Annotated in this window: 23 protein-coding genes; 13 read left to right on the top strand and 10 right to left on the bottom strand. The window is 71.4% G+C overall.

Annotation, left to right across the window (positions count from 1 at the left end; all coding sequences use genetic code 11):
• Positions 1-93: 93 nt before the first annotated feature.
• Complete coding sequence (locus ACSC1Q_RS26895) at positions 94-1,494, bottom strand: ABC transporter substrate-binding protein (RefSeq protein ID WP_436761459.1); 1,401 nt, start codon at positions 1,492-1,494, stop codon at positions 94-96.
• Between the two features lie 147 nt (positions 1,495-1,641).
• Between ACSC1Q_RS26895 and ACSC1Q_RS26890 the strand changes: the two genes are divergently transcribed.
• From ACSC1Q_RS26890 to ACSC1Q_RS26870, 5 genes are all read left to right on the top strand, one after another.
• On the top strand, positions 1,642-2,688 hold the full coding sequence (locus ACSC1Q_RS26890; protein WP_436761458.1) for a zinc-dependent alcohol dehydrogenase: 1,047 nt from the start codon (positions 1,642-1,644) through the stop codon (positions 2,686-2,688).
• 14 nt (positions 2,689-2,702) lie between these two features.
• Positions 2,703-3,692, top strand: coding sequence for a TIM barrel protein (locus tag ACSC1Q_RS26885; protein WP_436761457.1), 990 nt, complete (start codon positions 2,703-2,705; stop codon positions 3,690-3,692).
• The gene (locus ACSC1Q_RS26880) at positions 3,689-5,149 is read left to right on the top strand and encodes an MGH1-like glycoside hydrolase domain-containing protein (RefSeq protein ID WP_436761456.1); all 1,461 of its coding nucleotides are present in this window, start codon (positions 3,689-3,691) and stop codon (positions 5,147-5,149) included. The genes ACSC1Q_RS26885 and ACSC1Q_RS26880 overlap by 4 nt, the downstream gene beginning before the upstream one ends.
• Complete coding sequence (locus ACSC1Q_RS26875) at positions 5,146-7,257, top strand: amylo-alpha-1,6-glucosidase (protein ID WP_436761455.1); 2,112 nt, start codon at positions 5,146-5,148, stop codon at positions 7,255-7,257. The genes ACSC1Q_RS26880 and ACSC1Q_RS26875 overlap by 4 nt, the downstream gene beginning before the upstream one ends.
• A gap of 200 nt (positions 7,258-7,457) precedes the next feature.
• Positions 7,458-8,471 (top strand): LacI family DNA-binding transcriptional regulator, encoded by a 1,014-nt coding sequence (locus tag ACSC1Q_RS26870; protein WP_436761454.1) that lies wholly within the window; start codon positions 7,458-7,460, stop codon positions 8,469-8,471.
• 121 nt (positions 8,472-8,592) lie between these two features.
• Here ACSC1Q_RS26870 and ACSC1Q_RS26865 read toward each other — a convergent pair whose 3' ends face one another.
• Together ACSC1Q_RS26865 and ACSC1Q_RS26860 are read right to left on the bottom strand one after the other, a co-directional pair.
• Positions 8,593-8,952 carry a hypothetical protein gene (locus ACSC1Q_RS26865; protein WP_436761453.1) on the bottom strand — a complete coding sequence of 120 codons (360 nt, stop codon included), beginning with the start codon at positions 8,950-8,952 and terminating at the stop codon, positions 8,593-8,595.
• Positions 8,939-9,256, bottom strand: coding sequence for a hypothetical protein (locus tag ACSC1Q_RS26860; protein WP_436761452.1), 318 nt, complete (start codon positions 9,254-9,256; stop codon positions 8,939-8,941). The genes ACSC1Q_RS26865 and ACSC1Q_RS26860 overlap by 14 nt, the downstream gene beginning before the upstream one ends.
• A 366-nt stretch (positions 9,257-9,622) precedes the next feature.
• Between ACSC1Q_RS26860 and ACSC1Q_RS26855 the strand changes: the two genes are divergently transcribed.
• Complete coding sequence (locus ACSC1Q_RS26855) at positions 9,623-10,486, top strand: DUF5919 domain-containing protein (RefSeq protein WP_436761451.1); 864 nt, start codon at positions 9,623-9,625, stop codon at positions 10,484-10,486.
• Complete coding sequence (locus ACSC1Q_RS26850) at positions 10,483-11,292, top strand: inositol monophosphatase family protein (RefSeq protein WP_436761450.1); 810 nt, start codon at positions 10,483-10,485, stop codon at positions 11,290-11,292. Before ACSC1Q_RS26855 ends, ACSC1Q_RS26850 begins: the two co-directional genes overlap by 4 nt.
• A 73-nt stretch (positions 11,293-11,365) precedes the next feature.
• Here ACSC1Q_RS26850 and ACSC1Q_RS26845 read toward each other — a convergent pair whose 3' ends face one another.
• Genes ACSC1Q_RS26845 through ACSC1Q_RS26835 form a run of 3 tightly spaced genes read right to left on the bottom strand, consistent with a single transcriptional unit; the run spans position 11,366 to position 12,116 of the window.
• The gene (locus ACSC1Q_RS26845) at positions 11,366-11,524 is read right to left on the bottom strand and encodes a GntR family transcriptional regulator (protein WP_436761449.1); all 159 of its coding nucleotides are present in this window, start codon (positions 11,522-11,524) and stop codon (positions 11,366-11,368) included.
• A gap of 10 nt (positions 11,525-11,534) precedes the next feature.
• Complete coding sequence (locus tag ACSC1Q_RS26840) at positions 11,535-11,726, bottom strand: hypothetical protein (protein ID WP_436761448.1); 192 nt, start codon at positions 11,724-11,726, stop codon at positions 11,535-11,537.
• Between the two features lie 60 nt (positions 11,727-11,786).
• Entirely contained in the window at positions 11,787-12,116 is a 330-nt protein-coding gene (locus ACSC1Q_RS26835) for a PD-(D/E)XK nuclease domain-containing protein (protein WP_436761447.1), read from the bottom strand.
• A gap of 233 nt (positions 12,117-12,349) precedes the next feature.
• Between ACSC1Q_RS26835 and ACSC1Q_RS26830 the strand changes: the two genes are divergently transcribed.
• From ACSC1Q_RS26830 to ACSC1Q_RS26805, 6 genes are all read left to right on the top strand, one after another.
• Positions 12,350-12,715: a hypothetical protein gene (locus ACSC1Q_RS26830; protein WP_436761446.1), complete on the top strand. Its 366-nt coding sequence runs from the start codon at positions 12,350-12,352 to the stop codon at positions 12,713-12,715.
• 541 nt (positions 12,716-13,256) lie between these two features.
• Entirely contained in the window at positions 13,257-13,955 is a 699-nt protein-coding gene (locus ACSC1Q_RS26825; protein ID WP_436761445.1) for a neutral zinc metallopeptidase, read from the top strand.
• Positions 13,956-14,382: 427 nt separating this feature from the next.
• Entirely contained in the window at positions 14,383-14,955 is a 573-nt protein-coding gene (vanY-N, locus tag ACSC1Q_RS26820; RefSeq protein WP_436761444.1) for a D,D-peptidase/D,D-carboxypeptidase VanY-N, read from the top strand.
• 325 nt (positions 14,956-15,280) lie between these two features.
• Positions 15,281-16,237, top strand: coding sequence for a D-alanine--D-alanine ligase family protein (locus tag ACSC1Q_RS26815; protein ID WP_436761443.1), 957 nt, complete (start codon positions 15,281-15,283; stop codon positions 16,235-16,237).
• A complete protein-coding gene (locus tag ACSC1Q_RS26810; protein ID WP_436761442.1) occupies positions 16,234-17,613 on the top strand; it encodes a UDP-N-acetylmuramoyl-tripeptide--D-alanyl-D-alanine ligase in 1,380 nt (459 codons plus the stop codon). The genes ACSC1Q_RS26815 and ACSC1Q_RS26810 overlap by 4 nt, the downstream gene beginning before the upstream one ends.
• A gap of 137 nt (positions 17,614-17,750) precedes the next feature.
• The gene (locus ACSC1Q_RS26805; RefSeq protein ID WP_436761441.1) at positions 17,751-18,515 is read left to right on the top strand and encodes an aspartate/glutamate racemase family protein; all 765 of its coding nucleotides are present in this window, start codon (positions 17,751-17,753) and stop codon (positions 18,513-18,515) included.
• 3 nt (positions 18,516-18,518) lie between these two features.
• Here the strand turns inward: ACSC1Q_RS26805 and ACSC1Q_RS26800 are convergent, their stop codons facing one another.
• The 4 genes from ACSC1Q_RS26800 to ACSC1Q_RS26785 all read right to left on the bottom strand — a co-directional run bounded on the left by ACSC1Q_RS26800 (position 18,519) and on the right by ACSC1Q_RS26785 (position 22,722).
• A complete protein-coding gene (locus ACSC1Q_RS26800) occupies positions 18,519-19,004 on the bottom strand; it encodes a GerMN domain-containing protein (protein ID WP_436761440.1) in 486 nt (161 codons plus the stop codon).
• A complete protein-coding gene (locus ACSC1Q_RS26795) occupies positions 19,001-20,536 on the bottom strand; it encodes an ATP-binding protein (protein WP_436761439.1) in 1,536 nt (511 codons plus the stop codon). Before ACSC1Q_RS26795 ends, ACSC1Q_RS26800 begins: the two co-directional genes overlap by 4 nt.
• 7 nt (positions 20,537-20,543) lie before the next feature.
• Complete coding sequence (locus ACSC1Q_RS26790; RefSeq protein ID WP_436761438.1) at positions 20,544-21,218, bottom strand: response regulator; 675 nt, start codon at positions 21,216-21,218, stop codon at positions 20,544-20,546.
• Positions 21,219-21,663: 445 nt separating this feature from the next.
• Entirely contained in the window at positions 21,664-22,722 is a 1,059-nt protein-coding gene (locus tag ACSC1Q_RS26785) for a tetratricopeptide repeat protein (protein WP_436761437.1), read from the bottom strand.
• Positions 22,723-22,850: the final 128 nt, after the last annotated feature.

The following is a 22,850-nucleotide window of genomic DNA, read 5'->3' as shown; positions in this document are numbered from 1 at the left end:
GTGGTGCTCACCGGGGTGCTTATCGTGTTGCTCATCGGGGTGCTCATCGTGTTGCTCATCGTGGGTTCCTCGGGGGGACGGGGCCGCGGGGGCTCACTGGAGGGACTTCTGCAGGGCCGTGACTTCCTCGTCGGCCTCCCTGGCGGCCTCTTCCGGGGATATCTGGCCGGAGGTCATCGCGCCGACCGCCTTCGGGATGGGAAGCTCGCCGAGCGTCGCGCCCACCAGCGCGCCCTGCCCCTCGGTGAGGCCCCAGCGCCGCATGTCGCTCACGCCGGAGGCGAGCTGGTCGAGGAACTCCGCGGAGAAGACGGACTTCATCGGCTTCCTGGTGTCGACGCCGACGTCGCTGGCGCGCCAGGCCTCAAGGTATTTGTCCGGGTCCTCGGCCGTGCCGTCGCGGACCGGGACCTTGCCCTCGGGTGCCATCCCGAACCAGCCCTCGTACCCGGTGCCCATCATGTACTGGACGAACTTCTCCGAGGCCGCGGTCTCGGCGGTCCGGGTGACCACCCAGGAGGAGATCTCGCCGAACTGGGCGGGCTCGGCGGCGCCGGGGCCCTTCAGTGCCGTGACGATGCCGCTGTTGTCCGAGAGGAAGCCGGGGTCCTGGGCGCACTGGGCGCAGCTGGGCAGCGCGTCGGCGCGCAGTCCGGCCAGCTCGTCCAGCAGGAAGGTGGACCAGACGATCATCGCGGAACGGCCGGCGAAGTAGGTGGCGCGGGTCGAGTCCACGCTCTGCGTGCCCGGGGCGCCGTAGTCGGCGGCGAGCTGATGGTAGGTGGCGAACGCCTGCCGGCACTGGGGACTGTCGAGGCCGACGTCGCCGCCGGGGCCGACGAGGCCGCAGCCGTTGGCGAGCGCGAGGTCCTCGAAGCTCTGCTGGGTGAAGACGTCGCTCGGGTCGGTGGCGAGTGACATGCCGCTGACGTCGCCGGCGTGCAGGGCCTGCGCGGCCCGCAGCATGGCGTCGTAGGAGTCGGGGACGGCGAGCCCCGCCTTGGCGAACAGGTCCTTGCGGTAGACGAGGATCTGCATCCAGGCGTCGCTGGGCACGCTGAGCCTGGTCGTCCTGTCGCCGGTCAGCGTGAGCGCGTTGCGGTTGAAGGTGCCCGCGCCGAGCGCCTCGACGATCCTGCCCGCGGCGGCGGTGTCGAGCAGGCCGTTGGTGTACATCTGCCAGACGGGGGCGAGCGGTACGGCGCCGAGGACGTCGGGGAGGGTGCCCGCGGCGGCCGCGGACATGATCAGCTGCGGCAGCTGGCCCTCGTCGATCCCGACCAGGTCCACCTGGACGCCGCTCTCCTTCTCGAAGGCCGCGACGACCTTCTTGGTCGCCTCCATCCGGGGGGTGAGGTTCTCCAGGCTCCAGACCGTGATCCTGTTGTCCGGAGCGCTCTCACCCCGCGCGGCGCAACCGGACGTCAGCCCGATTCCCAGCGCGACGGCCACAGCGGCCGCCAGTGTCCTCGACCTTCGAGACCGCCTGCGCATAGATCTTCCTCACTGCCGCCGTGTTTCGTACGTGTTGCATCAGAGCACCACTTTTGCTTATTGACAAGACCTAAGTTTGGGCTATCTTCGACACAAGCCAGCATTATTTGTCCAACAGATACACAAAAACGATCTTCCGGAGCTCCTGTGGAACGTGTCGTCCAGTTCACCGGCCCCCGTCAGGTTGAGGTCGCCACCGGCGAGTCCCTCCCCCTGCCTCCCGGCCACCTGCGCGTCCGGACCCTGTACTCCGGAATCTCCGCGGGCACCGAACTCACCGCCTACCGGGGGACCAACCCCTACCTGACCCGCACCTGGGACCCCGAGGCCAGGATCTTCCGCGACGCGGGGCCCGGCATCTCGTACCCGGTGGCGGGCTGGGGCTACTCCGAGGTCGGCGAGGTCGCCGAGGTCTCCCCCGAGCTCGCGGGCACGCCCGGACTGCCCGGGACCGGCGAGATCGTGTGGGGCATCTGGGGGCACCGCGGCGAGGGCATCGTCCCCGCCGAACGGATGATCGGCCACGCGCTCCCCGAGGGGCTCGCCCCGCTCGCGGGCGCCTTCGCCAGGGTCGGGGCCATCGCGTACAACGCCGTCCTCGCCGGTGACATCCACCTCGGCGAGGACGTCGCCGTCTTCGGCCAGGGGGTGATCGGCCTGCTCGCCACCCGACTGGCGGAGCTGAGCGGCGCCCGCGTCACCGCCGTCGACGCGCTCGATTCCCGGCTCGCCAAGGCGGCGGAGTACGGCGCCGCCCGCACCCTGAACGCGCGCGCCGACGCCGTCGCGGAGCGGATCCGCGAGGCCACCGGCGGGCTCGGCGCCGACGTCGCCATCGAGATCAGCGGCGCCCACCCGGCCCTGCACGAGGCCATCCGCTCGGTCGCCGTGGGCGGGCGCGTCGTCGCCTCCGGCTTCTACCAGGGCGACGGCGCGGGGCTGCGGCTCGGCGACGAGTTCCACCACAACCGCGTACAGCTCGTCTCCTCCCAGATCGGCGGGGTCCCGCCGCAGCTGTCCGGGCGCTGGAGCGTGGACCGGCTGCAGCGGACCTTCCTGCGGCTCGTCGCCGACGGGCACGTCGACGTGAAGTCCCTGGTGAGCCATGTCGTGCCGGTCGCCGACGCGGCCGAGGCATACGTCCTCCTGGATGAGCGTCCCGCCGACGCGCTCCAGGTCGTCCTGGAGTTCTGAGAGGCTGACGAACGATGCTCAAGATCGCCTGCCAGGAGCAGCTGCTCCCCGGCGAGACGCTCCAGGAGAAGTGGGAGTTCGCGCGGGACGCCGGCTACGACGCCGTCGAGCTGCGGGCCAGGGGGGCCTTCCACTTCCGCGACCGGCTGCCCGAGCTGCGCGGGGCCCAGGCCGACGGCGTCGTCATGCCGACCGTGTGCGTGGACATGCTCCACTTCTTCGGCGCCTTCGACGACGACCTGCGCCGCGACGCGATCGAGCAGATGAAGTCGCAGCTGTCGGTCATCGGCGAGCTCGGCGGGCTCGGCGCCCAGACCCCCGCCTCGTACGGCATGTTCTCGCGGCGGCTGCCGCCGTTCGAGCCGCCGCGCAGTGAGGAGCGGGACCGCGAGGTGCTGCTTGAGGGGCTCACCGAGCTGGGCGAGCACGCCCGCTCCGAGGGCGTCACGCTCTTCCTCGAACCGCTCAACCGCTACGAGGACCACATGGTCAACCGGCTGGAGCAGGCCGCCGACCTGATCCGCGCCGTCGGCCTGGACTCGGTACGGATCGGCGTCGACAGCTACCACATGAACATCGAGGAGACCGACCCCGCGGCCGCCGTCCTCGCCGCCGCGCCCCTGGTCGGCCACGCGCAGGTCAGCGACTCCAACCGCATGCAGCCCGGCGCGGGCCACCTCGACTGGCCCGCCTGGCTGGGCGCTTTGGACGCCATCGGCTACGACGGCTACCTGGCGGTCGAGTGCAGGCTCACCGGGGACCCGGTCCAGGCCGTGCGCTCGATCCCGGCCTTCCTGCGACGCGCCTCCTTCCCGCACTTCCCGCCCCAGGCGTCGTCCTCACACCGGTCCACGTCCTCGCACCGGTCGTCGTCTTCCCTCCAGCCGTCGTCCTCGCAGCAACCGTCGTCCTCGCAGCAGCCATTGCCTTCCCACCAGCCGTCGTCTTCGCACCAGCCTTCGCCTTCGCAGCGGCCTTCGCCTTCGCAGCGGCCCGCCGGATGACCGCCGTCCTCGAAGCGGCCGCCGCCTCCGGCACCGGCCGCCGGGACCACCTGCGCCGGGCCGCCGCGCACGTCCTGCTCGGCAACTGGACCGGGGCGGCGACCGTTCCCTCGCGTGCCCTGTACCCGCACCAGTGGAGCTGGGACTCGGCCTTCGTCGCCATCGGGCTGCGCCACCTCGCCCCGCGCCGGGCCCAGCGCGAGCTGGAGACGCTGCTGGGCGCGCAGTGGGGCGACGGCCGGATCCCGCACATCATCTTCAACCCGTCTGTACCCCTCGGGGCCTACTTCCCCAGCCCCGACTTCTGGCGCTCCTCCGGCACGGACCGGGACACGGGCGCGCCCTCCACCGTCGAGACCTCGGGAATCGTCCAGCCACCCGTCCAGGCTCTGGCCGCCTGGCTGGTGCACCTCGCCGACCCCGCCGAATCGCGACGCCGGGGTTTCCTGCCGCGCGTCTATCCCCGGCTCGCCGCCTGGCACCGCTACCTGGCCATCTCCAGGGACCTGGGCGGCGGCGGGCTGGCCGCGGTGGTGCACCCGTGGGAGCCGGGGCTGGACAACAGCCCGAGCTGGGACGCGGCCCTGGCCAGGGTCGAGCCCGCGCCGCGCGACTCCTTCCGCCGGGCCGACCTCGACCACGGCGCCCCCGCCGACCGGCCCACCGACCTGGACTACGCGCGGTACGTGCGCCTGGCCGCGACCTACCGCGACCACGGCTACGACGACGCGCGCACCCCGCACGCCTTCGCCGTCGAGGACCCCTGCTTCAACGCCCTGCTCATCGCCTCCGAGCACGCGCTCGCCGCGATCGCCCGCGTCGTCGGCGCGGACGAGGGAACGCACCGGCGGCGGGCCGAGGCCGCGACCGGCGCCCTGCTCGACCGGCTGTGGGACCCGGCCGCCGGGATCTTCCTCCCCCGCGACCTCGTGACGGACGAGCGCGTGCCCGGGTACGGCGTGTCGGGGCTCGCCCCGCTGATCGTCCCCGGCCTGCCGGAGGACGTCGCGGCGGCCCTGATGCGGACCGCCCGCGGGCCGCGCTTCCGCCTGGGGGAGGTCCGGCTCGTGCCCAGCTACGACCTCACGGCGGAGGAGTTCGACGGCAACCGCTACTGGCGCGGTCCCAGCTGGTTCAACACGGCCTGGCTGGTCCACCGCGGCCTGGTGCGGCACGGCGAGGCCGGAGCGGCCGACCGGCTGCGCGCGCAGGTCCTGGACGCGGCCCACCGCACGGGGTTCGCCGAGTACGTGGAGCCGTACACCGGAGAGGGACGCGGTATCCGGCGCTTCAGCTGGACCGCCGCCCTGGCCCTGGACCTGCTCCACGCACCCGGCGACGGCGCGTCCCGTGGCGTCCGTGAAGACGTCTCCGAAGGCGTCTCCGAAGGCGTCTTCGAAGGCGTTCCCGAAGCCGCCCCCGGAGGCGGATCCCGCGAGGAGGGCTCCGCCCGATGAGCACCGGCCGCCTGCTCGTCAACAGCGGCACCTTCGCCGCCGTGACCGCGCACGGGGACATTCACGGCACCCGGGGCACCGCGACGGACGGGCTGTTCATCAGGGACGCCAGACACCTGAGCCGCTGGCTGCTGACCACGGGCGGCACGGCACCGGCACCGCTACCACCCACCCCGCCGACCGCGGGCGACGCGACGCCAGTACCATCCGTCCCGCTGACCGCGAGCGATACGGCGCCGGTCCCACCGACCGGGGGCGACGCTGTACCGGTACCGCTGACCCTGCTGACCTCCTCCGACGACGGTTGCGTGCTCACCCCGGCGGGCACCCGCGACCACCCTCCCGCCTACACCGTCTTCCGGCGGCAGGCGGTGGCCGAGGGCGCCCTCACCGAGCATGTCCGGCTGGTGAGCAACAGCGGCGAGCCCGCCGTCGTGGAGCTCGAACTCCACGTGGACGCCGACTTCGCGGACCAGTTCGAGCTGCGCGCCGACCACCGCGCGTACGAGAAGCCCGGCGCGCGCCGCACCGCGCACGACACACCGGACGGGGTCGCCTTCCACTACCGGCGCGGGGAGACCTGGTCCTCGCGGACCATCGTCACCGCCGCGCCGCCACCGCACCGGACCCGTCCCGTCGAAGGCGAGGGCGAGGGCACCGCCCGCGTGCTGACCTGGCGGTTCGCGCTGCCCGCCCACGGTACGGCCGACCTGCGGCTCACCGTCCTGGCCGTCCCGCACGGTACGGGGGAACCGTCCCCACCCGGTTCCCCCGACACCGTGCGGAAGCGGCTGGAGGCCGACACCGGCGAGTTCACCGGCGCGCGGCCCCTCCCCCGCGACCTCACCTCATGGGAGGAACTGGCCCGCGCCTGCGAGCAGGGGCTGGCCGACCTGGCGCGGCTGCGCGTCCCCACGTCCGGCCCCGGCGGCGAGGCGCTGCGGGTGCCCGCGGCCGGGGTCCCCTGGTTCCTCGGCCTGTTCGGCCGCGACTCCCTGCTGACCTCGCTCTTCGCGCTGCCGTACCGGCCCGCCCTGGCCGCCGACACCCTGCTCGCGCTCGCCGCCGTCCAGGGGACGCGGGACGACCCCGCCCGCCTGGAGCAGCCGGGCAGGATCGTGCACGAGGTGCGGCACGGCGAGCTCGCGCACTTCCGGCAGGTCCCCTACGGCCGCTACTACGGGAGCGTCGACGCCACCCCGCTCTTCCTGGTGCTGCTGGAGGCCCACGCCGCCGCCACCGGCGACCCGGGACTGGCCGGGCGCCTCGAACCGCAGGCGCGCGCGGCGGTGGAGTGGATGTTCCGCGACGGCGGCCTCGGCGGGAACGGATACCTCCGCTACACCTCGGACGCGGCGGGCGGCGGCCTGGTCAACCAGAACTGGAAGGACTCCGCCGACGCCGTCCGCTTCTCCGACGGCACCCGGGCCGAGGGCGCCCTGGCGGTCTGCGAGGTCCAGGGGTACGCGTACGACGCCCTGGTCCGCACGGCCCGGCTCGCCCGCACGGTGTGGGGCGATCCGCGCTGGGCCGGCCACCTGGAGGAGGCCGCCGCGGACCTGCGCGTCCGCTTCCGCCGCGACTTCTGGATGCCCGGGCACGCCTTCCCCGCGCTCGCCCTGGACGGGGAGGACCGGCGGGTCGACGCGCTCGCCTCGGACGCCGGGCACCTGCTGTGGTCGGGCATCCTCGCCCCCGAGGAGGAGCTGGCGGTGGGACGGCGGCTGCTGCGGCCCGACTTCTTCTCCGGCTTCGGCATCCGCACGCTCGCCGCGGGCCAGGTCCCCTACCACCCGCTCTCCTACCACCTGGGCAGCATCTGGCCGCACGACAACGCCGTCATCGTGCTCGGCCTGGCGCGCTCCGGACTCGCCGAACAGGCCGCGACCGTCGCCCGCGGCCTGGTCAGAGCGGCGGCCGGGCATGGCTGGCGGCTGCCGGAGGTCATGGCCGGGTACGGGCGCGACGAGCACCCGGACCCGGTGCCCTACCCGCACTCGTCCTCCCCCCAGGCCTGGGCGGCCGCGACACCGCTCGCCCTCCTCACCGCCCTGCGGGAGTCCGGCGGCGCCTCCGGGCCGCCCTTCTCCGGCGTACCTCACCGGTAGCCGGTCCCCGCGTACGGCGCTCACAGCCGTGACGCGAGCCGGTGAACATTTCTGCCGATCGCAAAAATTTTCTATCTTCGGGCGCGGAGAAAACCCTCAAGCGCGATCGGCTCATCGCGCGAGATCTCCACGGTGAGGGAAGAAGACGTATTCCCAGGCCACCGGGCACACTCCGAAAGGTTTCGGATATGCTGCCGGGCATGCCAGGTAAGCCCCGGGTGACGATCGCCCGTATCGCCGAGGAGGCGGGCGTCTCCGCCCCCACGGTCTCCAAGGTGATCAACGGCAGGTCCGAGGTGTCGCCGGAGACCCGCAGGCGGGTCGAGCGGCTCCTCCGCGAGCACGGTTACATCCGGCGCGCGACCGGCGCCGACGGCCCGGCGGGCCTGATCGACCTGATCTTCGCCGAGCTGGAGAGCCCGTGGGCGATGGAGCTCATCCGCGGCGCGGAGAAGGCGGCCGCGGAGGCCGAGGCCAGCATCGTGATCTCCGTCCTGCACACCCACGAGGGTCCCGGCCGCGACTGGCTCGACCGGCTCGCCGCCCGCCGCACCGACGGTGTGATCATCGTCGGCTCCCGGCTCTCGGCACAGCGGTACGACCGGCTCAACTCCCGTTCGATCCCCTTCGTGGTCGTCGACCCGGAGGGCGAGCCGGCCCCCGGCGTGGCGTCGGTGGGCGCGACCAACTGGCAGGGCGGCCTGACCGCCACCCGGCATCTCCTGGAGCTCGGCCACCGCCGGATCGGCATGATCGGCGGCCCGCCCGACGTGCTGTGCAGCCGGGCCCGCATAGACGGCTACCGGGCCGCGCTGGAGACGGCGGGGGTCGAGGTCGACCCGGCGCTGATCCTGCACGGCGACTTCCTCGTCGGCTCCGGCCACGACCACGGCCACACCCTGCTCTCGCTGCCCGACCGGCCCACCGCCATCTTCGCCGGCAGCGACCTGCAGGCCTTCGGCGTCTTCGAGGTGGCCAGGCAGCGCGGGCTGCGCGTCCCCGACGACCTGAGCGTCGTCGGCTTCGACGACCTGCCCCTGTCCAAGTCCGCCTGGCCGCCGCTCACCACGGTCCGCCAGCCCCTGGAGGAGATGGCCTTCCTCGCCACCCGCATGGCCCTGGGCATCTCCCGCGGCGAGTCCCCCGAGCCCCGCAGGGTCGAGCTCTCCACCGACCTCGTCGTCCGCGAGAGCTCCGCTCCCCCGGCGGGCTGACACACCACCCGGGAGCCGGATCCACGGACGACGTACAGGCCCCCCTTCCCTCAGGTGAGGAGTGTGACGGTACGACCTTCGCGGTGCCCTCCACACCGAACGGCTGTATCGCCACACTCGTCTACCGGGCCTGCCCGGCTAACGACGCCGACCAGACGACCCGAGCCTCACCGATCCGCCACAGCCGAGTCTCGTGAACCCGGTGACCGCCCTCGTCCTGGAGGATCCGCCGGATGAATCCCTGCCCGGCGCCGACGTGCAATTCGTAGAACGTGGCCCGGCACGCGCATGTCCACGCCTCCGGACGCGCCCGCTCCAGGATGTCGTCCGGTGACCGCCACTCCAGCCGCGCGTGATCCCGCCGAAGCATGGCGACGCGCCACGGGCTGACGCACTCCTCAGACACGGGCAGCACGGTGAACCCCGCTCCGCAGGTCACCGGCTCGGCGTACGGCGACGCCTGCCCTTCAGCGCGGCCCATGATCCATCCCCGCGACCTCTGGGAGCAGCCAGGGTGGTGTGTGCCGTTCCTGTAGTTCCGCGTAAATCGCCGCGATCCAGCCTGCGGCCCGCTCGGGATCACTGGCCGGATGCCAGGCGCAGACGAAACGGCCACGCCGAAGGCTCCAACCGGTACGCCACCAGAACCGCTCCCCGTCACACCAGACGACCAGACCCACCCAGACCGGCACCAGCGCCAGCCCGTACCCGTCGTGGACATCGCAGGCGATCTGTTGAACAGCGAGTTCACACCGAAGCGACTCCGCCGTCTCCAGCGCGGTCATTCCCGTGGGAACCATAGGCTCGAACAATTCAAACGGCTCCCTCACGATCGCCACTCCCACACCACAGCGGAGGAACGCCTCCCCCAAGCACGTCGAGCAGTCATCACCCGCCCGGAACAGGGACGCGCCTTCGCGTGAGGTGGCAAGCGGCCCACGCGGAGGGGTAAATGCCTCCAACGCCGTCCGCTGCGTGAAATGCGCTGCTCAGCCATGACGTGAGGGTTTCGCGGAACCACGTCACGTCTCGACGGCGTTCGTGTGTCATCTGTATTCATCACGTTTCCCTTTGTCTCCTCTATGTCTCCTCTCGCTTCGCATCCATGGATAACCCGGCATGGCCAGTCCCCCCTACCCAAGGTGTTGATCATGACCGATCGACAGATTCTGCCGAAGACGCTTTTACGGCAACGCCATTGGCAGACATATAGGACCTTTTGCAAGGAATATGACAAAGCGGCTGGATTGCTAGATTTAACCTTGCAGGGAAAATGGCCGAGTCGTGCCCAGCTTCATCGTTGGCTCTCCGGAGAGTTCAAAGGCCTGCCGTACTCCGATCACTGCCGAGTTCTGGAGACGATGTTCCCCGGCCGATCCGCCGAAGAGCTGTTCTCTCTGGGAAAGAGTGAAGTCCTCGCGTCCAGGGGCGACGTCGAACCGCCGAAGAGCGCAGATCGCATCGCCGAAATCTGTCCCGCTCCCCAGCTGGCCGATGTGGCGGCGGTGTTCGGCAGCCGGTCGGCGTTCACCTCCGTCTATCCACCCTCAGTTCTGTTCGACAGCGCCAGAGAGATCAACGCCGCCGGACTGTCACTCAACGTGCTCTGCCAGAACTACCCCGATCACCGGCTCAAACGACTTCTCGAAAGCGGAACCACGATCCGATGTCTGTTCCTCAATCCTGAAGGAAGCGCGATCCGCGCCCGCGAGGATGAGGAAGGCTACAGAGACGGCACACTCACCACGCTCAATATCAGCATGTTGACTCGTCTCAGGGGGAGACTCACGCCAGAGGCGGCCAAGCTACTTGAGTCGCGGGTCCACGACGAGACGATCCGTTTCAACATCCTCATCGCGGACGAAACCACATGCGTGGTGCAGCCGTACCTCCCTCAGGCTCGCGGAGCCGGCTCCCCTACCATCGTGATCAACGACAACACCGCCGCTGACGGCCTATTTCCCGTCTTCGACCAGGTGTTCACCTCAATGTGGGAGCGGAGCAGCCCCGTATGACCGTCGACGCCCACACACTCCTGCCCATCGCCGAGCAGGCCGTCACCATCGCCGCCGAGATCGTGAAAACTCGTCTTCCCGGAGCCGTCACCGCCAAGGGCGACCGCGACATGGCCACCGAAGTGGACTACGCCGTGGAGCACGCGGTCCGCAGCTTCCTGAGCCGCGAGACACCCGACATCGGGTTCCTCGGCGAAGAGGAGGGGGCCACAACCGCTGCCGAAGGCGGTCTCATGTGGATACTCGACCCGGTCGACGGAACTGCCAACTTCCTGCGCGGCATCCCGCTGTGCGGCGTCTCCCTCGGTCTGGTCGACAAGGACATGCCGATCCTCGGCGTGATCGACCTGCCGTTCCTCGGCTCCCGCTACAGCGCGGCACAAGGTCATGGAGCACAAGCGGACGAACGGGAGATTCGCGCGAGCCAGACCGGTGACCTTCACGCCGCCGTGGTCTCCATCGGCGACTATGCCGTGGACGGTGACGCGGAGAGGAAGAACCGACTTCGCCTGGCGCTCACTCATGAGCTCGCCGCCCGCGTGCAACGCGTCCGGATGTTCGGCTCAGCCGCTGTCGACCTCGCCTGGGTGGCAGAAGGCAAGACGGACGCCATCATCATGCTCAGCAACAAGCCGTGGGACACCGCGGCGGGAGTGCTCATCGCCCGCGAAGCCGGGGCCACCATTGCCGACATGGACGGCAGCCCGCACACCATGAGCTCCGGAGCCACCATCGCTGCCAGTCCTAAACTCCTCGCCGACCTCATCGAACTCATCGCCGAGGCGGGCAAGAACGTCCAGGCGTAACGCTGTCCAGTCCCAATTGACGCTCGACCGCGCCGCCCGCCACAGATGCTCGATCCAAGACCTGTCTGACAAATCAGAGTGGCGAAGCCAGGGCATTGTGAGCTTCCGAGGGAACCTTGTCACCTTCGGCGAGGACGCCCCGCTCGATCGCATGTCTGATGTGATCGACGATCTGCCGAGAAACGGCCCGATCACTGGTCGGGTCCAGATCCGGCAACGGCAGCTCGGCCACGACCAACTCCTCAACTCGTACTCTCGTCTTCCACTGCAAGGTCGTCAGCGGCCAGCTCACCGAAACCGACGAAGCCCGCGCCTTCCGCTGGGTCACCGCCGACGAGGTCCGGGAACTCGCATCCGAGGCATTCGCCATCCGCGTCCTCGACGCCATGCACCAGGACCGGGCGACGGCCATCCGCCACCACGACGGTGCTCACCTGCTTGAAGATTAACAGGGTTGCCCGTCGCTTTGATTTACAGATACGCCGGGACATTTTTCATTGGATCACGTATGTATAAGCCATGAGACCATCGTGCCTGCGTGTTAAATCACGTTCGAATCCGTGAGGATTATCGATGCGATGCTCCGGGTCACAGACCAAGGCAATGAGGGCTCCACGGTCCGGGTGCCCCTCAGGTCGCTCGATGTTCACGATGAGTTCTTCGGCCACATCCTTCTTGCCGGGCGCCCTCCGCGTCGTCTTTGTTTCGATGACAATACGCTCGCTCTTCAGAACGAAATCGATTCTCGACCGTGTTCCCGCGCGATCGGGCGAGAAGTCCAGTGATGACATGCGACTTTCAGTCACAAGCAGAAGGTTGGCCACTCCAGGCCTCGTGCGAACTCAAGTTTGAGTGACTCGTTCCTCTGGGTCAGCGCATGGGCTCGGCCGGGCTGGAGAACCTCCGGCGGAGACGGTGCGCTGGACGGCAAAAGATTGGCGCGCATTGTCAATGACACATCGCCCGATGTTTGCGATGTTCTTACGTGATGGGAACGCAGCGGATCCATCACAAGTGGTTTCGGCGAGGTGTTCGCCGCTTGATGTAGGGAGGAATTATGGGCAAGTCAGTGCGCGTAATGTTGCTCACCGCGGTGGCAGCACTGGGAATGCTTTTCTCCGCGGCTCCGGCTAGCGCGGCGGACGTAACGGTGGTCGTGTACGTCAATGGAGCCAAGGCCGGCTCCGGTACGTCATACAGCAACAGCACCATGGTTCGAGCCTGCGACGTCAGGGCCGACAATCTCGGCATCCGTACGGAGTACATCACCGCCAAGGGACTGCGCGACTCCGTCGGCGACGCCAACGGGTCCGCTGACGGCTGTGGATCGGAGCGACCGGCCGACGGCGGCAGCATCGATCAGCTCAGGGTGTGTGCCGGCTCGGGCACCGCGAACTGTTCGCCCTGGCAGCGCGGATACTAAACAGCCGAAAAGGCCGCTGAAGGGCCGATGAAGGTTTTGGGTCCTGGTCCCGCCGCGTGATCGGCGGGACCAGACTCATGTCTCGCCCTGGCCTGAGGCGACCAGGGCGGCCAGGTCCTTGACCGTCAGACGCGAGGCCACCGTCTTGAGCCGGCCCGCCCTGCGTGCCTTGCCCGAGCCTTCGCGATGACCCTGTCGCGGTCCTGACCGGCGTGCCGGCAGATCGGCGCCGCTCGCGTGGAGGAGCGGGCACGACGCCGGCCGGGGCTCGGTCGCCTCCCACTCCGGAGTCTCGGTCGTCTCCCGCTCCGGAGTCACGGTGACGGGAGTGGCCCGCCGGGGATCACTTCCGCTTCGCACCGATTTACGACGTGCCTATAATCCACCGAATCCAGAGAAGAATTAGCACGATATTCCATACGATCTCGCGATAGCGCTTCTCTCGTATTACCTTTCCCCATATGGTGACCGTGCCCTGTTGAAACCCCCGCGACAAACCGTTGCGCCCGGTATGTGGCCGCCAGTGACAGGGGAGAAGCCCATGGCATCCTCACGATGGAGAAGCACTCGTCTCGCGCTCGTCGCGCTGCTCGTCAGCGTGCTGATCACGATCCCCACAGGCACCGCGGCCGCCACGACGAGCGGAAACGCCCCGGTGAACGCCTCCGACGCGAGGAGCCTCGACGACATCAACGAGGACATCCGCAGCGCCCGATACGTCATCAACCGGTTCTGGGCGGCGCACTGGTCGGAATTCTTCCCCGGCAGGTATTCGCCCCCGCGCGTTCTCGGCGCGTACGACGGCGGGTGGAGCGACACGCCGACGTGTCGGGGATATCCCCTTCCCGATGACAACGCGCTGTACTGCTGGCCGCCCTACGACTTCGTCGCGTGGGACGTCGACCTCATGCGAATGGGGTACCGGCAGGGGGACGCCTGGGTCTATCTGATCATCGCGCACGAATGGGCCCACGCCGTCCAGGCCCGCATTCCCGAGAGGCTGCTGTCCCGGCAGCTCGAACTCCAGGCCGACTGCCTCGCCGGGGCGACGCTCTTCGGAGCCGGCGACGACGGCACCCTGTACTTCGAGACCGGCGACACCCAGGAGATCGCGGCGGCCCTGCGCGCGCACGCCGACGACACCCCCTGGACCGACGTGAGCGACCACGGCACCGCCGCGCAACGCCTGGGCGCCTTCAACCGGGGCGCGCGCCAGGGCGTGGGCGGATGCTTCGCGTGACGAGGACGATCCCTGCTCTCGCCCGCGCCCACGCACCTGCTCGTGACCGTACTCACGACCACGACCACGGCCACGGCCACGCCCCTGCTCGTAACGGCGCTCACGGCCGCCAGAGCACCCGGTCCATCGCCGGGTAGGACCCCGGCCGGGGTGATGGAGGGGTCATCCGGGCCGGGGTCACGAACCCCGCCGGCCGAACCGAGGCCGCGCGTCCCGGCCACCCGGGCCCGGGGTGCCGGTGCCCCCGAGTTTCACGGCACGCTCCCGTAACCCGTCCGCTGCCGGCCGGCCGTGTGCCCGGCTCGTCTTCGCCGTGTCATGGTCGTGTCACGGCCTGGCCGACGGTCGCGCCGACGGTGGCCGCCGTCGAGAAACGGTGACATGCGGCGGACAGGACGCGCACGTCCGGTGCCGATCGTGGTTCGTCATGAACGAGCCACGCACGATCCCACCCCGGCCCCGTGACCGGCTGTACGCCGTGGTCACGCTGGTGCTCGCCGTGTTCCTGCTGCCCGCGGCGTTCGTCCGGCGTCCCGGCCGCGCCCGCGAACTGGCCTGCCGCTGGGCGTTGCGGACGCGATTCCCCGCCGAGGACCTCACCGGGCTCACCGGCGGCACCCTCGCGGCGTTCACCGCGGCGCGCACCCGGGCGCTCTGGCGTCACGGCCAGCTCATCGGCCTCACCTCGGGATACCGCGATCCCCAGGTCCAGCAACGGATGTTCGACGAGGAGGTGCGCCGCTCCGGCTCCCCGGCGATGGCGCGCATGCTCGTGCTGCCACCGGCGGAATCCTGCCACGTCAAGGGCGTCGCGTTGGACGTACGCCCCCATGAGGGCGCGCGCTGGCTGGAGGAACACGGTGCCCGCTACGACCTGTACCGCGTCTACGACAACGAGTGGTGGCACTTCGAGTACCGCCCGGACAGCGGCGGCAGGCCGCCACGACGGCGGCCCCACCCCGGCGTGGGCCACGTCGGCGAGTACACGGACCGGCTGTAGTCCCGTCCGGGTCCGCCCACGGGTGCGATCCGGGGAGTCGGACCAATGATCCGACATCGAACGCGCCACCGGCCGTGACGCGGAAACGAGGGGATCGCCGCTGTCGAGCCGCCCAGCGAGGGAGACCGGCTCGCCCCGCGTCCGGGACTCAAGGTCGCCGGGCTCGCCGAGCCGGGACGACGGTGGCCGGCGTGGCCGTGACACAACGATGACACGGCGCTGACGAGACGGGGACACGGTCGGCCGACAGTGGACGGGGTCGACCGGCGCCTGCCCCAGCGGTGGGCCCGGCCGTCTCCGTGCCACCGAGGAAGGTTGATCGATCGTGACCGAACGCGTACGCGTGGCCGTGCTGGCGGGTGGGCCGTCCGCGGAGCACGAGGTGTCGCTGCAGTCGGCGCAGGCCGTGCTCGACGCTCTGCCGAGGGATCTGTACGAGCCCGTCCCCGTCATCATCGACCGGCGGGGCAGGTGGCCGGTGGAACTGCGACGCGATCTGGCGGACGTGGTCTTCCCCGTGCTGCACGGGCCGTTCGGCGAGGACGGCGTCGTCCAGGGTCACCTGGAGACGCTGGGCATCCCGTACGTGGGCTGCGGCGTCATGGCCTCCGCGGTGGCCATGAACAAGGTCGCGATGCGGCACGCGTTCCTGGCGGAGGACATTCCGGTCACCCCACATGTGTGGTTCACCGAGCACGAATGGCGCACCACCACCGACTCCTGGGGGCTGGTGAAGTCGCTCGACTGGCCGATGTACGTCAAGCCGGCCAACATGGGCTCCTCCATCGGCATCTCACGCGTCACCTCCATGGAGGAGCTGCGCGCGGGCGTGGATCTGGCGCTGGCCCACGACCGGGTGGTCGTCGTCGAGCAGGGCGTGACCGCGCGCGAGATCATCTGCGGCGTGCTCGGCGACCACGACACCCCGGACGCCTCGGTGCCCGGCGAGCTCATCGTGCCCGGCGACTGGCTCGACTACGAGGCCAAGTACCTCAGCCGGGCCGAGATCGCCGCCATCCCCGCCGTGCTGCCGGAACGGGTGGCCGAGGACGTGCGCGAGCTGGCCCTGCGCGCCTTCCGGGCGATCGGCGGCTACGGCCTCTCCCGTGTCGACTTCCTCTACGAGGAGGACACGGGACGCCTGCGCGTGCTGGAGATCAACACCATGCCCGGCTTCACCTCCCGTTCCGTCTACGCCAGGGCGTGGGCCGCGAGCGGTGTCCCGTACCCGGACCTGCTGCGCCGCCTCGTCGACCTCGCGTTCGCCAGGAGCGGCTCGTGATCCCCATGACGCTGGACGAGATCGCGCGGGTCGTCGGCGCGAGCCTGTACGACGTACGCGACCCGCGAGCGCCGGTGACGGCGCCCTCGGCGGTCGACTCCCGCGAGGTGGTGCCCGGCGGCCTGTTCGTCGCGACGGCCGGCGCCCGCGTCGACGGTCACGACCACGCTGCCGGCGCCGTCGCGGGCGGCGCCGTCGCCGTGCTGGCATCGAGGCCCGTCGGCGTGCCCGCCCTCGTGGTCGAGGACGTCCAGCTCGCGCTCGGCCTGCTCGCCAGGCACCTGCTCGACCACATCGACCCGACCGTGATCGGCCTGACCGGCTCCGTGGGCAAGACCACGACCAAGGACCTGCTGGCCCAGGTGCTCGAACGGCACGCCGCGACGGTCGCCACCGACCGGTCGTTCAACAACGAGCTCGGGCTGCCGCTCACCGTGCTGCGCGCCGACGCCGCCACCCGGTACCTGGTGCTGGAGATGGGCGCGGGCAGGAAGGGCGACCTGACGTACCTGACCGGGATCGCACCGCCCCGGGTCGGGCTGGTGCTCAACGTCGGCACCGCGCACGTGGAGCGCATGGGGACCGGACCGGCCGACGTGGCCGAGGCCAAGGGCGAGCTGGTCGAGGCACTCCCGGCGGACGGGTTCGCGCTGCTCAACGCCGACGACCCGTACGTCATGGGCATGGCGGGCCGCACCAGGGCCCGGATCCTGCTGTACGGCCGGTCGGCGGAGGCGCGGGTGCGAGCCGAGAACGTACGGATGGCCGGCCGCGCGCGAACCGCGTTCGAGCTGGTGACGCCCTCCGGCCGCGCCCCGGTCGAGCTCGGCCTCATCGGCGAGCACCAGGTGGCCAACGCCCTGGCCGCCGCCGCCGTCGCCACCGTACTCGGCCTGGGCGTCGCCGAGATCGCCGACGGGCTGAACGCCGCGCGGCGGCGCTCCGCGGGCCGGCTGGAGATCGTCGAACGACCTGACGGCGTCACCGTCGTCGACGACGCCTACAACGCCAGCCCCGAGTCCGTGCGGGCCGGGCTGCGGGCGGTGAGGGCCCTGGCCGGCACCCGCCGTACCGTCGCCGTGCTCGGCGCGATGGGTCAGCAGGCGGACGCCTCCCGCGCCCGGCACGCGGAGATGGGCCGGCTCGTCGCCGGCCTCCGCTTCGACGTGCTGATCGCGGTCGGGGCGGGGGATCCGCTCGCGATGGCGGAGGCGGCGGAGTCCTCGAACCAGGGCGTGGCCGTCCACACCGCCGAGGACGTGGCCGGGGCCATCAGGCTGGCCACCTCGCTTCTCGAACCGGGGGACGTGGTGTTCGTCAAGGCCTCCAGCGAGATCGGGCTCGGTGCCTGCGCCCGCGCGCTGGCCGGAGCCTGACCGCCGACGCGTCACCGGGGGGCCGGGCGGATCGGGCGGGTCCACGCCGGCGCCCCGCCTGACCTGACCTGACGGTGGCGTCACCTTCACCGGCCGGCCTGCCGGCACGGGCCGTCAAGACATCGAAACGGAGTTCCATGCGCACCATCGGTCTCATCGGCGGGTTGAGCTGGGAATCAACGGTGATCTACTACCAGATCATCAACCAGCGGGTACGCGAGCGGCTCGGCGGCAGCCATTCCGCCAACAGCCTCATCTGGTCGGTCGACTACACGACCGTCGAGGACCTCATCTTCGCCGACCGCTGGGACGAGGTGAGTACGCTGCTGGCCGGCGCAGGCGGGAAACTGGAGGATCTCGGCGCCGAGGTCCTGCTCGTCTGCAGCAACACCTTCAGCCGGGTGAGCGACGACGTGGCGCGGGCCGCGAGCGTGCCCGTGCTGCACATCGCCGACGCCGTGGGCGCGGAGGTCCGCGCCAGGGGGATGCGCAGGGTCGGCCTGCTGGGCACCCGCTTCACCATGGAGCAGCCCTTCTACCGGGATCGGCTGGCCGCCCACGGCTTCGACGTGGTCGTCCCGCGGCGCGAGCAGCGGGAACTGGCCCATCACGTGATCTTCGACGAGCTGGTGCGCGGGGTGCTCCGGGAATCCTCCAGGGACGCGTACGCCCGGATCATCGCCGATCTCGCGGCCGACGGGGCCGAAGGCGTCATCCTCGGCTGTACGGAGATCGAGCTCCTGATCACCGAGAAGGACACCGCCGTCCCGCTGCTGCCGAGCGCCCGGCTGCACGCGGAGGCGGCGGCCGACTTCGCGCTGACCAACCGGCCGACCGACCGGCCGATTCGGCCGTACGCTCCGCTCGATCTTCCCGCGAGCACGGCGGTCCGCCCGAGGTAACCGTCACCCCGGGCAGTTCCGGGGGCCGACGCTCCGCCCGGCGCCGACGACGGTGACCTGGGCGGGGCCTCCCGGCACCGAGGCGGCGGCCGTGCACACGATCTGCTCGACGGCCGGGGTGGACAGCTCGCCGGCCGGGGTGGACAGGGTCACCACCAGGTGACCGGCCGACTTCGCGGTCACCGAGAACGGGCCTGCTTCCGGCGGGACGTCGGTGGTGAACCCGTCCGCCCGTTCCCCCGCGGTGGGGCCGTCCGCCAGCAGCGCGAGCGTGTCCGCCGGGAGCATCGGACGACCACCGGGCCGCGTCACCGCGCCGACCCGGCCGTTCTTCACCAGGTAGAGGGTGACCGTCGTGGCCGGTGCGACGCGCCCGCTCGGCGGGGCACCGGCGGGGATGACGTCGCTGGGTTGCACGCCGCAGCCGGCCGCGGCGACGAGCGACACGAGGCCCGCGGCGAGCACGCGGCGGGCGGGTCCGGTCCTCATCCGGGGCCTCCGTCCGGGTCGGGTGCCCGGTGTGGCGGGCGTGGCGTGGACACGGCGCTTCCGTCCGGATCGGGTGGCTGACGCGGCAGGCGCAGCGTGAACACGGCGCCGCCGTCCGGGGCGTTGGTGACGGTGAGGTCGCCTCGGTGCAGCCGCGCGTTCTCCCGCGCGATGGCCAGGCCCAGGCCGCTGCCCTCGGACCTGGCCCTGGCCGCGCTGGCCTTGAAGAACCGGTCGAACACGTGCGGCAGCACCCCCTCGTCCAGCCCCGGCCCGTGGTCGCGGACCTCAAGCACGATCCAGCCGGGGTCGGCGCGCAGCCGTACCGACACCGGTGGCTCGCCGTGCCGCAGGGCGTTGCCGACCAGGTTCGCGAGGATGACGTCCACCCGGCGCGGGTCCAGCCGCGCCGTCACCCCGGCCGGAACCTCGGTGCGCACCAGCTCCGGCCAGCCCCGGACGCGCAGGGTCGCGCGTACCAGTTCGGCCACGTCGACCTCGTCCGGCGCGAGGGCCGCGACGCCGGAGTCGAACCCGCTGATCTCGATGAGGTCGTTCACCAGGGCGGTGAGGTTGAGCGTCTCCTGGCTGACCAGCCTGGCGGCCCTGTCGGCGGGCATGGGCAGCCGGTCCGCCTCCTCCCCCAGGACGTCGGCGACCGCGGCGAGCGCGGCCAGCGGGGTGCGCAGCTCGTGGGACACGTCGGCCACGAACCGGCGGGCGTCGGCCTCCATCTCGCGCAGCTGCCCGACGAGCCGTTCCAGCTCCGCGGCGGTGTCGTTGAACGTACGCGCCACGTCGGCCAGCTCGTCGGAGCCGCGCACCGCGATCCTGGTCCGCAGCTCGCCCTCGCCCAGCAGGCGGGCCGCCCGGCCGAGCTCGCGCACCGGGCCCAGCACGCCACGGGTGGCCAGCAACGCCAGGAGGACCGCGAACGCCAGGGCCGCCCCGCCGATGAGCCAGGCTCGTGTGGCGAGCGCGTCGATGCTGCGCTGCTCGGGAAGCAGGCTGCGCGCGGTGTAGACCTCGATGCCGGACACCCGCGTCGTCCGGTCCCGCTCGGTGATCAGCATCGGCATGCCGATGATCAGGATGGGCCCGTTCTGCCACACCACACGTTGCCACGCGGTACGGCCGCCGGCCACCACCTGCCGCAACCTCGGTGAGATCACCCCGAGATCCAGGACCTGCGCCTGCCCGTCCGGACTCCAGGGCCCCGACAACGGGGGCGGGGACGGGGGGATCGGCGAGTGCAGCTCGCCGTAGACGGCGACCGCGAAGCTGTTCTGGTCGGCCGCGCCCGCGGCGATCTCGCCGAGCTCGTCCGGGCCGGGCGCCGCGCTCCGCAACGGGTAGAGCGCCTGCAGGCGGCCGGTCATCGCCTGCACCGCGGCGTCCTGGGTCCTCCGCAGGATGTCGTTGCGGGCCTGGACGTAGATCCCGCCGGCCACCGACGCCGCGGTGACCACGCACAGCAGCGCGAAGGCGAACAGCAGCCGGGCGCGCAGCCCCAGGCTCGGCCGAGGTGTCACCGGCGGCTCACACCGGCCCGAACCGGTACCCGAACCCGCGTACCGTCTGCACGTAGACGGGCGTCGCCGAGTCGTCCTCGATCTTCGCGCGCAACCGCTGCACGCACGCGTCCACCAGGCGCGAGTCGCCGAAGTACCCGTGCTCCCACACCGACTCCAGCAGCTGTCGCCGGCTGTGCACCCGGCCCGGCGTGCCGGAGAGCTCAAGCAGCAGGCGCAGCTCGGTCGGGGCGAGATCCACCGGCACGCCGCGTTTGGCGACCACGATCCCGGCCCGGTCGATGGTCAGGTCCCCGTGCCGCTCCAGCTCCGCCTGGTCCCGGCCAATCCGCCGGAGCACGGCGCCGATGCGCGCCTCAAGCACCCGGGGCTGCACCGGCTTGACCACGTAGTCGTCGGCGCCCGCCTCCAGCCCGGCCACCACGTCCATGTCGTCGCCGCGCGCGGTCAGCATGATGATCGGCAGCTGGCCGGCGGCCCGGATGCGGCGGCAGACCTCGAACCCGTCCATGCCGGGCAGCATCAGATCGAGCACGACGACGTCGGGAAGATCCGTACGCAGCCGGTCCAGCCCCTGCTCGCCGGACTCCACCGCGCGCACCCGGTACCCGTGCAGGGTCAGGGCCAGCTCAAGGCCCTCCCGTACGGCCGGGTCGTCCTCGATCAGCAACACCCGCGACACGCCCCCGAGTTTCACAGCACGCTCCCGTAACTCGCCCATGACCCGTCCGCCGGTCGGCCCCTTCCACTGTCGGCCGGCCGTGTGCCCGCCTCGTCCTCGCCGTGTCATGGTTGTGTCACGGCCCGGCCGAGGATCATGCCGGCGGTGGCCGTCGCCGACGGACGGTGACGTGCGGCGGACAGCGCCCGCACGCCCGGCGTCAATCGTAGTTCGTCACGAACGGGCCACCCACGCCCCCGCCTCCGCCCCCGTCTCGGCCCCGCTCTGCCCCGCCTCGGCCCGGTGACCGGCTGTTCGCCGCGATCACGCCGGTGCTCGCCGCGCTCCCGCTCGCGAGATCCGCGGCCCGCGCGAGTCCCCTCCTCCCGCGCGGGCCGCGGATCTCGTCCCAACCTCTTCGTACGGGAGCCGGAGCCGGGGCCGCCCCCGTACGGGAGGCGGAGGCTCAGACGCGGCTGCTTCCGGCACGTTCCATCAGGGCGGCCAGGCGGTTCGCCCTTTCGGTGTCACCGGCGTGCAGGGAGGCGGTTCTGGCGATCTCCAGCGGCTCCATCGCCGCCGGGATGCGTCCCGCGTCCATGAGGAGGTCCGCCCACTCCCCCGCCACGGAGGCCAGGTAGTCGTGGTCGGCGGCCTGGGCGTTCTCCGAGCGGGCCAGCCGGTGGCGGATCGTCACCGACTCGGCGTAGGCGGCGATGGCCTCCTCGCGGCGTCCCAGCGCGGCCAGCTGCCAGCCGAGGCCGTGCAGCGCGGTGGCGAAGGCCACCGAGTGGCCGGGCGGGTTCTCCGTGGCGAGCCGCCGCCGGATCGAGACGGCTCGCATGCTGTGGACCACGGCGTCCTCCAGCCGCCCCAGCGACGCCGTGCGCTGGGCCAGCGTGTGCAGCGCCATCGCGAGGCTCGGCTCGTGTGCCGCCGGGTTCCGGGCGGCGAGTTCCTCGTAGATGCCGACCGCCTCGCGGGCGGCGTCCAGGGCGGCCTCCGGCCTGCCGATCCGGCCCAGGTCGCAGGCGAGGCCGTTCAGCGAACCCGCGAGGTGGGGCAGATACTCGCCGGGGCGCGCCTCCGCCAGTTCGCGCCTGACGGCCACCGCCTCGCGTCCCGCGCGGACCGCGTCGTGCCTGCGGCCCAGCCGGACGTACCGCATCGCCGCCCCGGCCAGGCACAGGGCCAGGTCGGGAAGGTAGGTGTCGCGATCGTCCCCGGCCAGCCGCCGGATGATCTCCAGCGCCTCCTCGCTCGCGGCGAGCGCCTCCTCGTGGCGCCCGGCGGCGGCGAGCTCGCCGGAGCGACGGCTCAGTGACAGGGCCAGGTCGCGCTCGCGGTCCGCGGCCCCGCCGGAAGCACCGGAGGAACCGGGGGCGGCGGGGGTGCCAGGGGTGCCGGAGTCGTTGGAGGTGTCGGCGACGCGGCCGGGATCCGGGTCCCGGACCGGCCTCCCCGCCGGTTTCCCGTGCGTTTCCCGGGGGAGCCCGGCGGTTCCCCCGTCGTCCTCCGCCTTCACCGGGACCTCACCCCGGCGCCCGGCCCGCGGGCCGGAAAGGGATGGCGTTCATCCGTTCTCCTTGGGGGTGGGAACTCTCCCTGAGCGTGGGAACTCTCCTTGAGCGGTGTGAACGGGATCCGTCTCGC

It is taken from the genome of Streptosporangium heterodermiicola, from assembly GCF_051390675.1.
Taxonomy (GTDB): Bacteria; Actinomycetota; Actinomycetes; order Streptosporangiales; family Streptosporangiaceae; genus Streptosporangium.
This window is presented reverse-complemented; position numbering and strand designations above follow the sequence as displayed.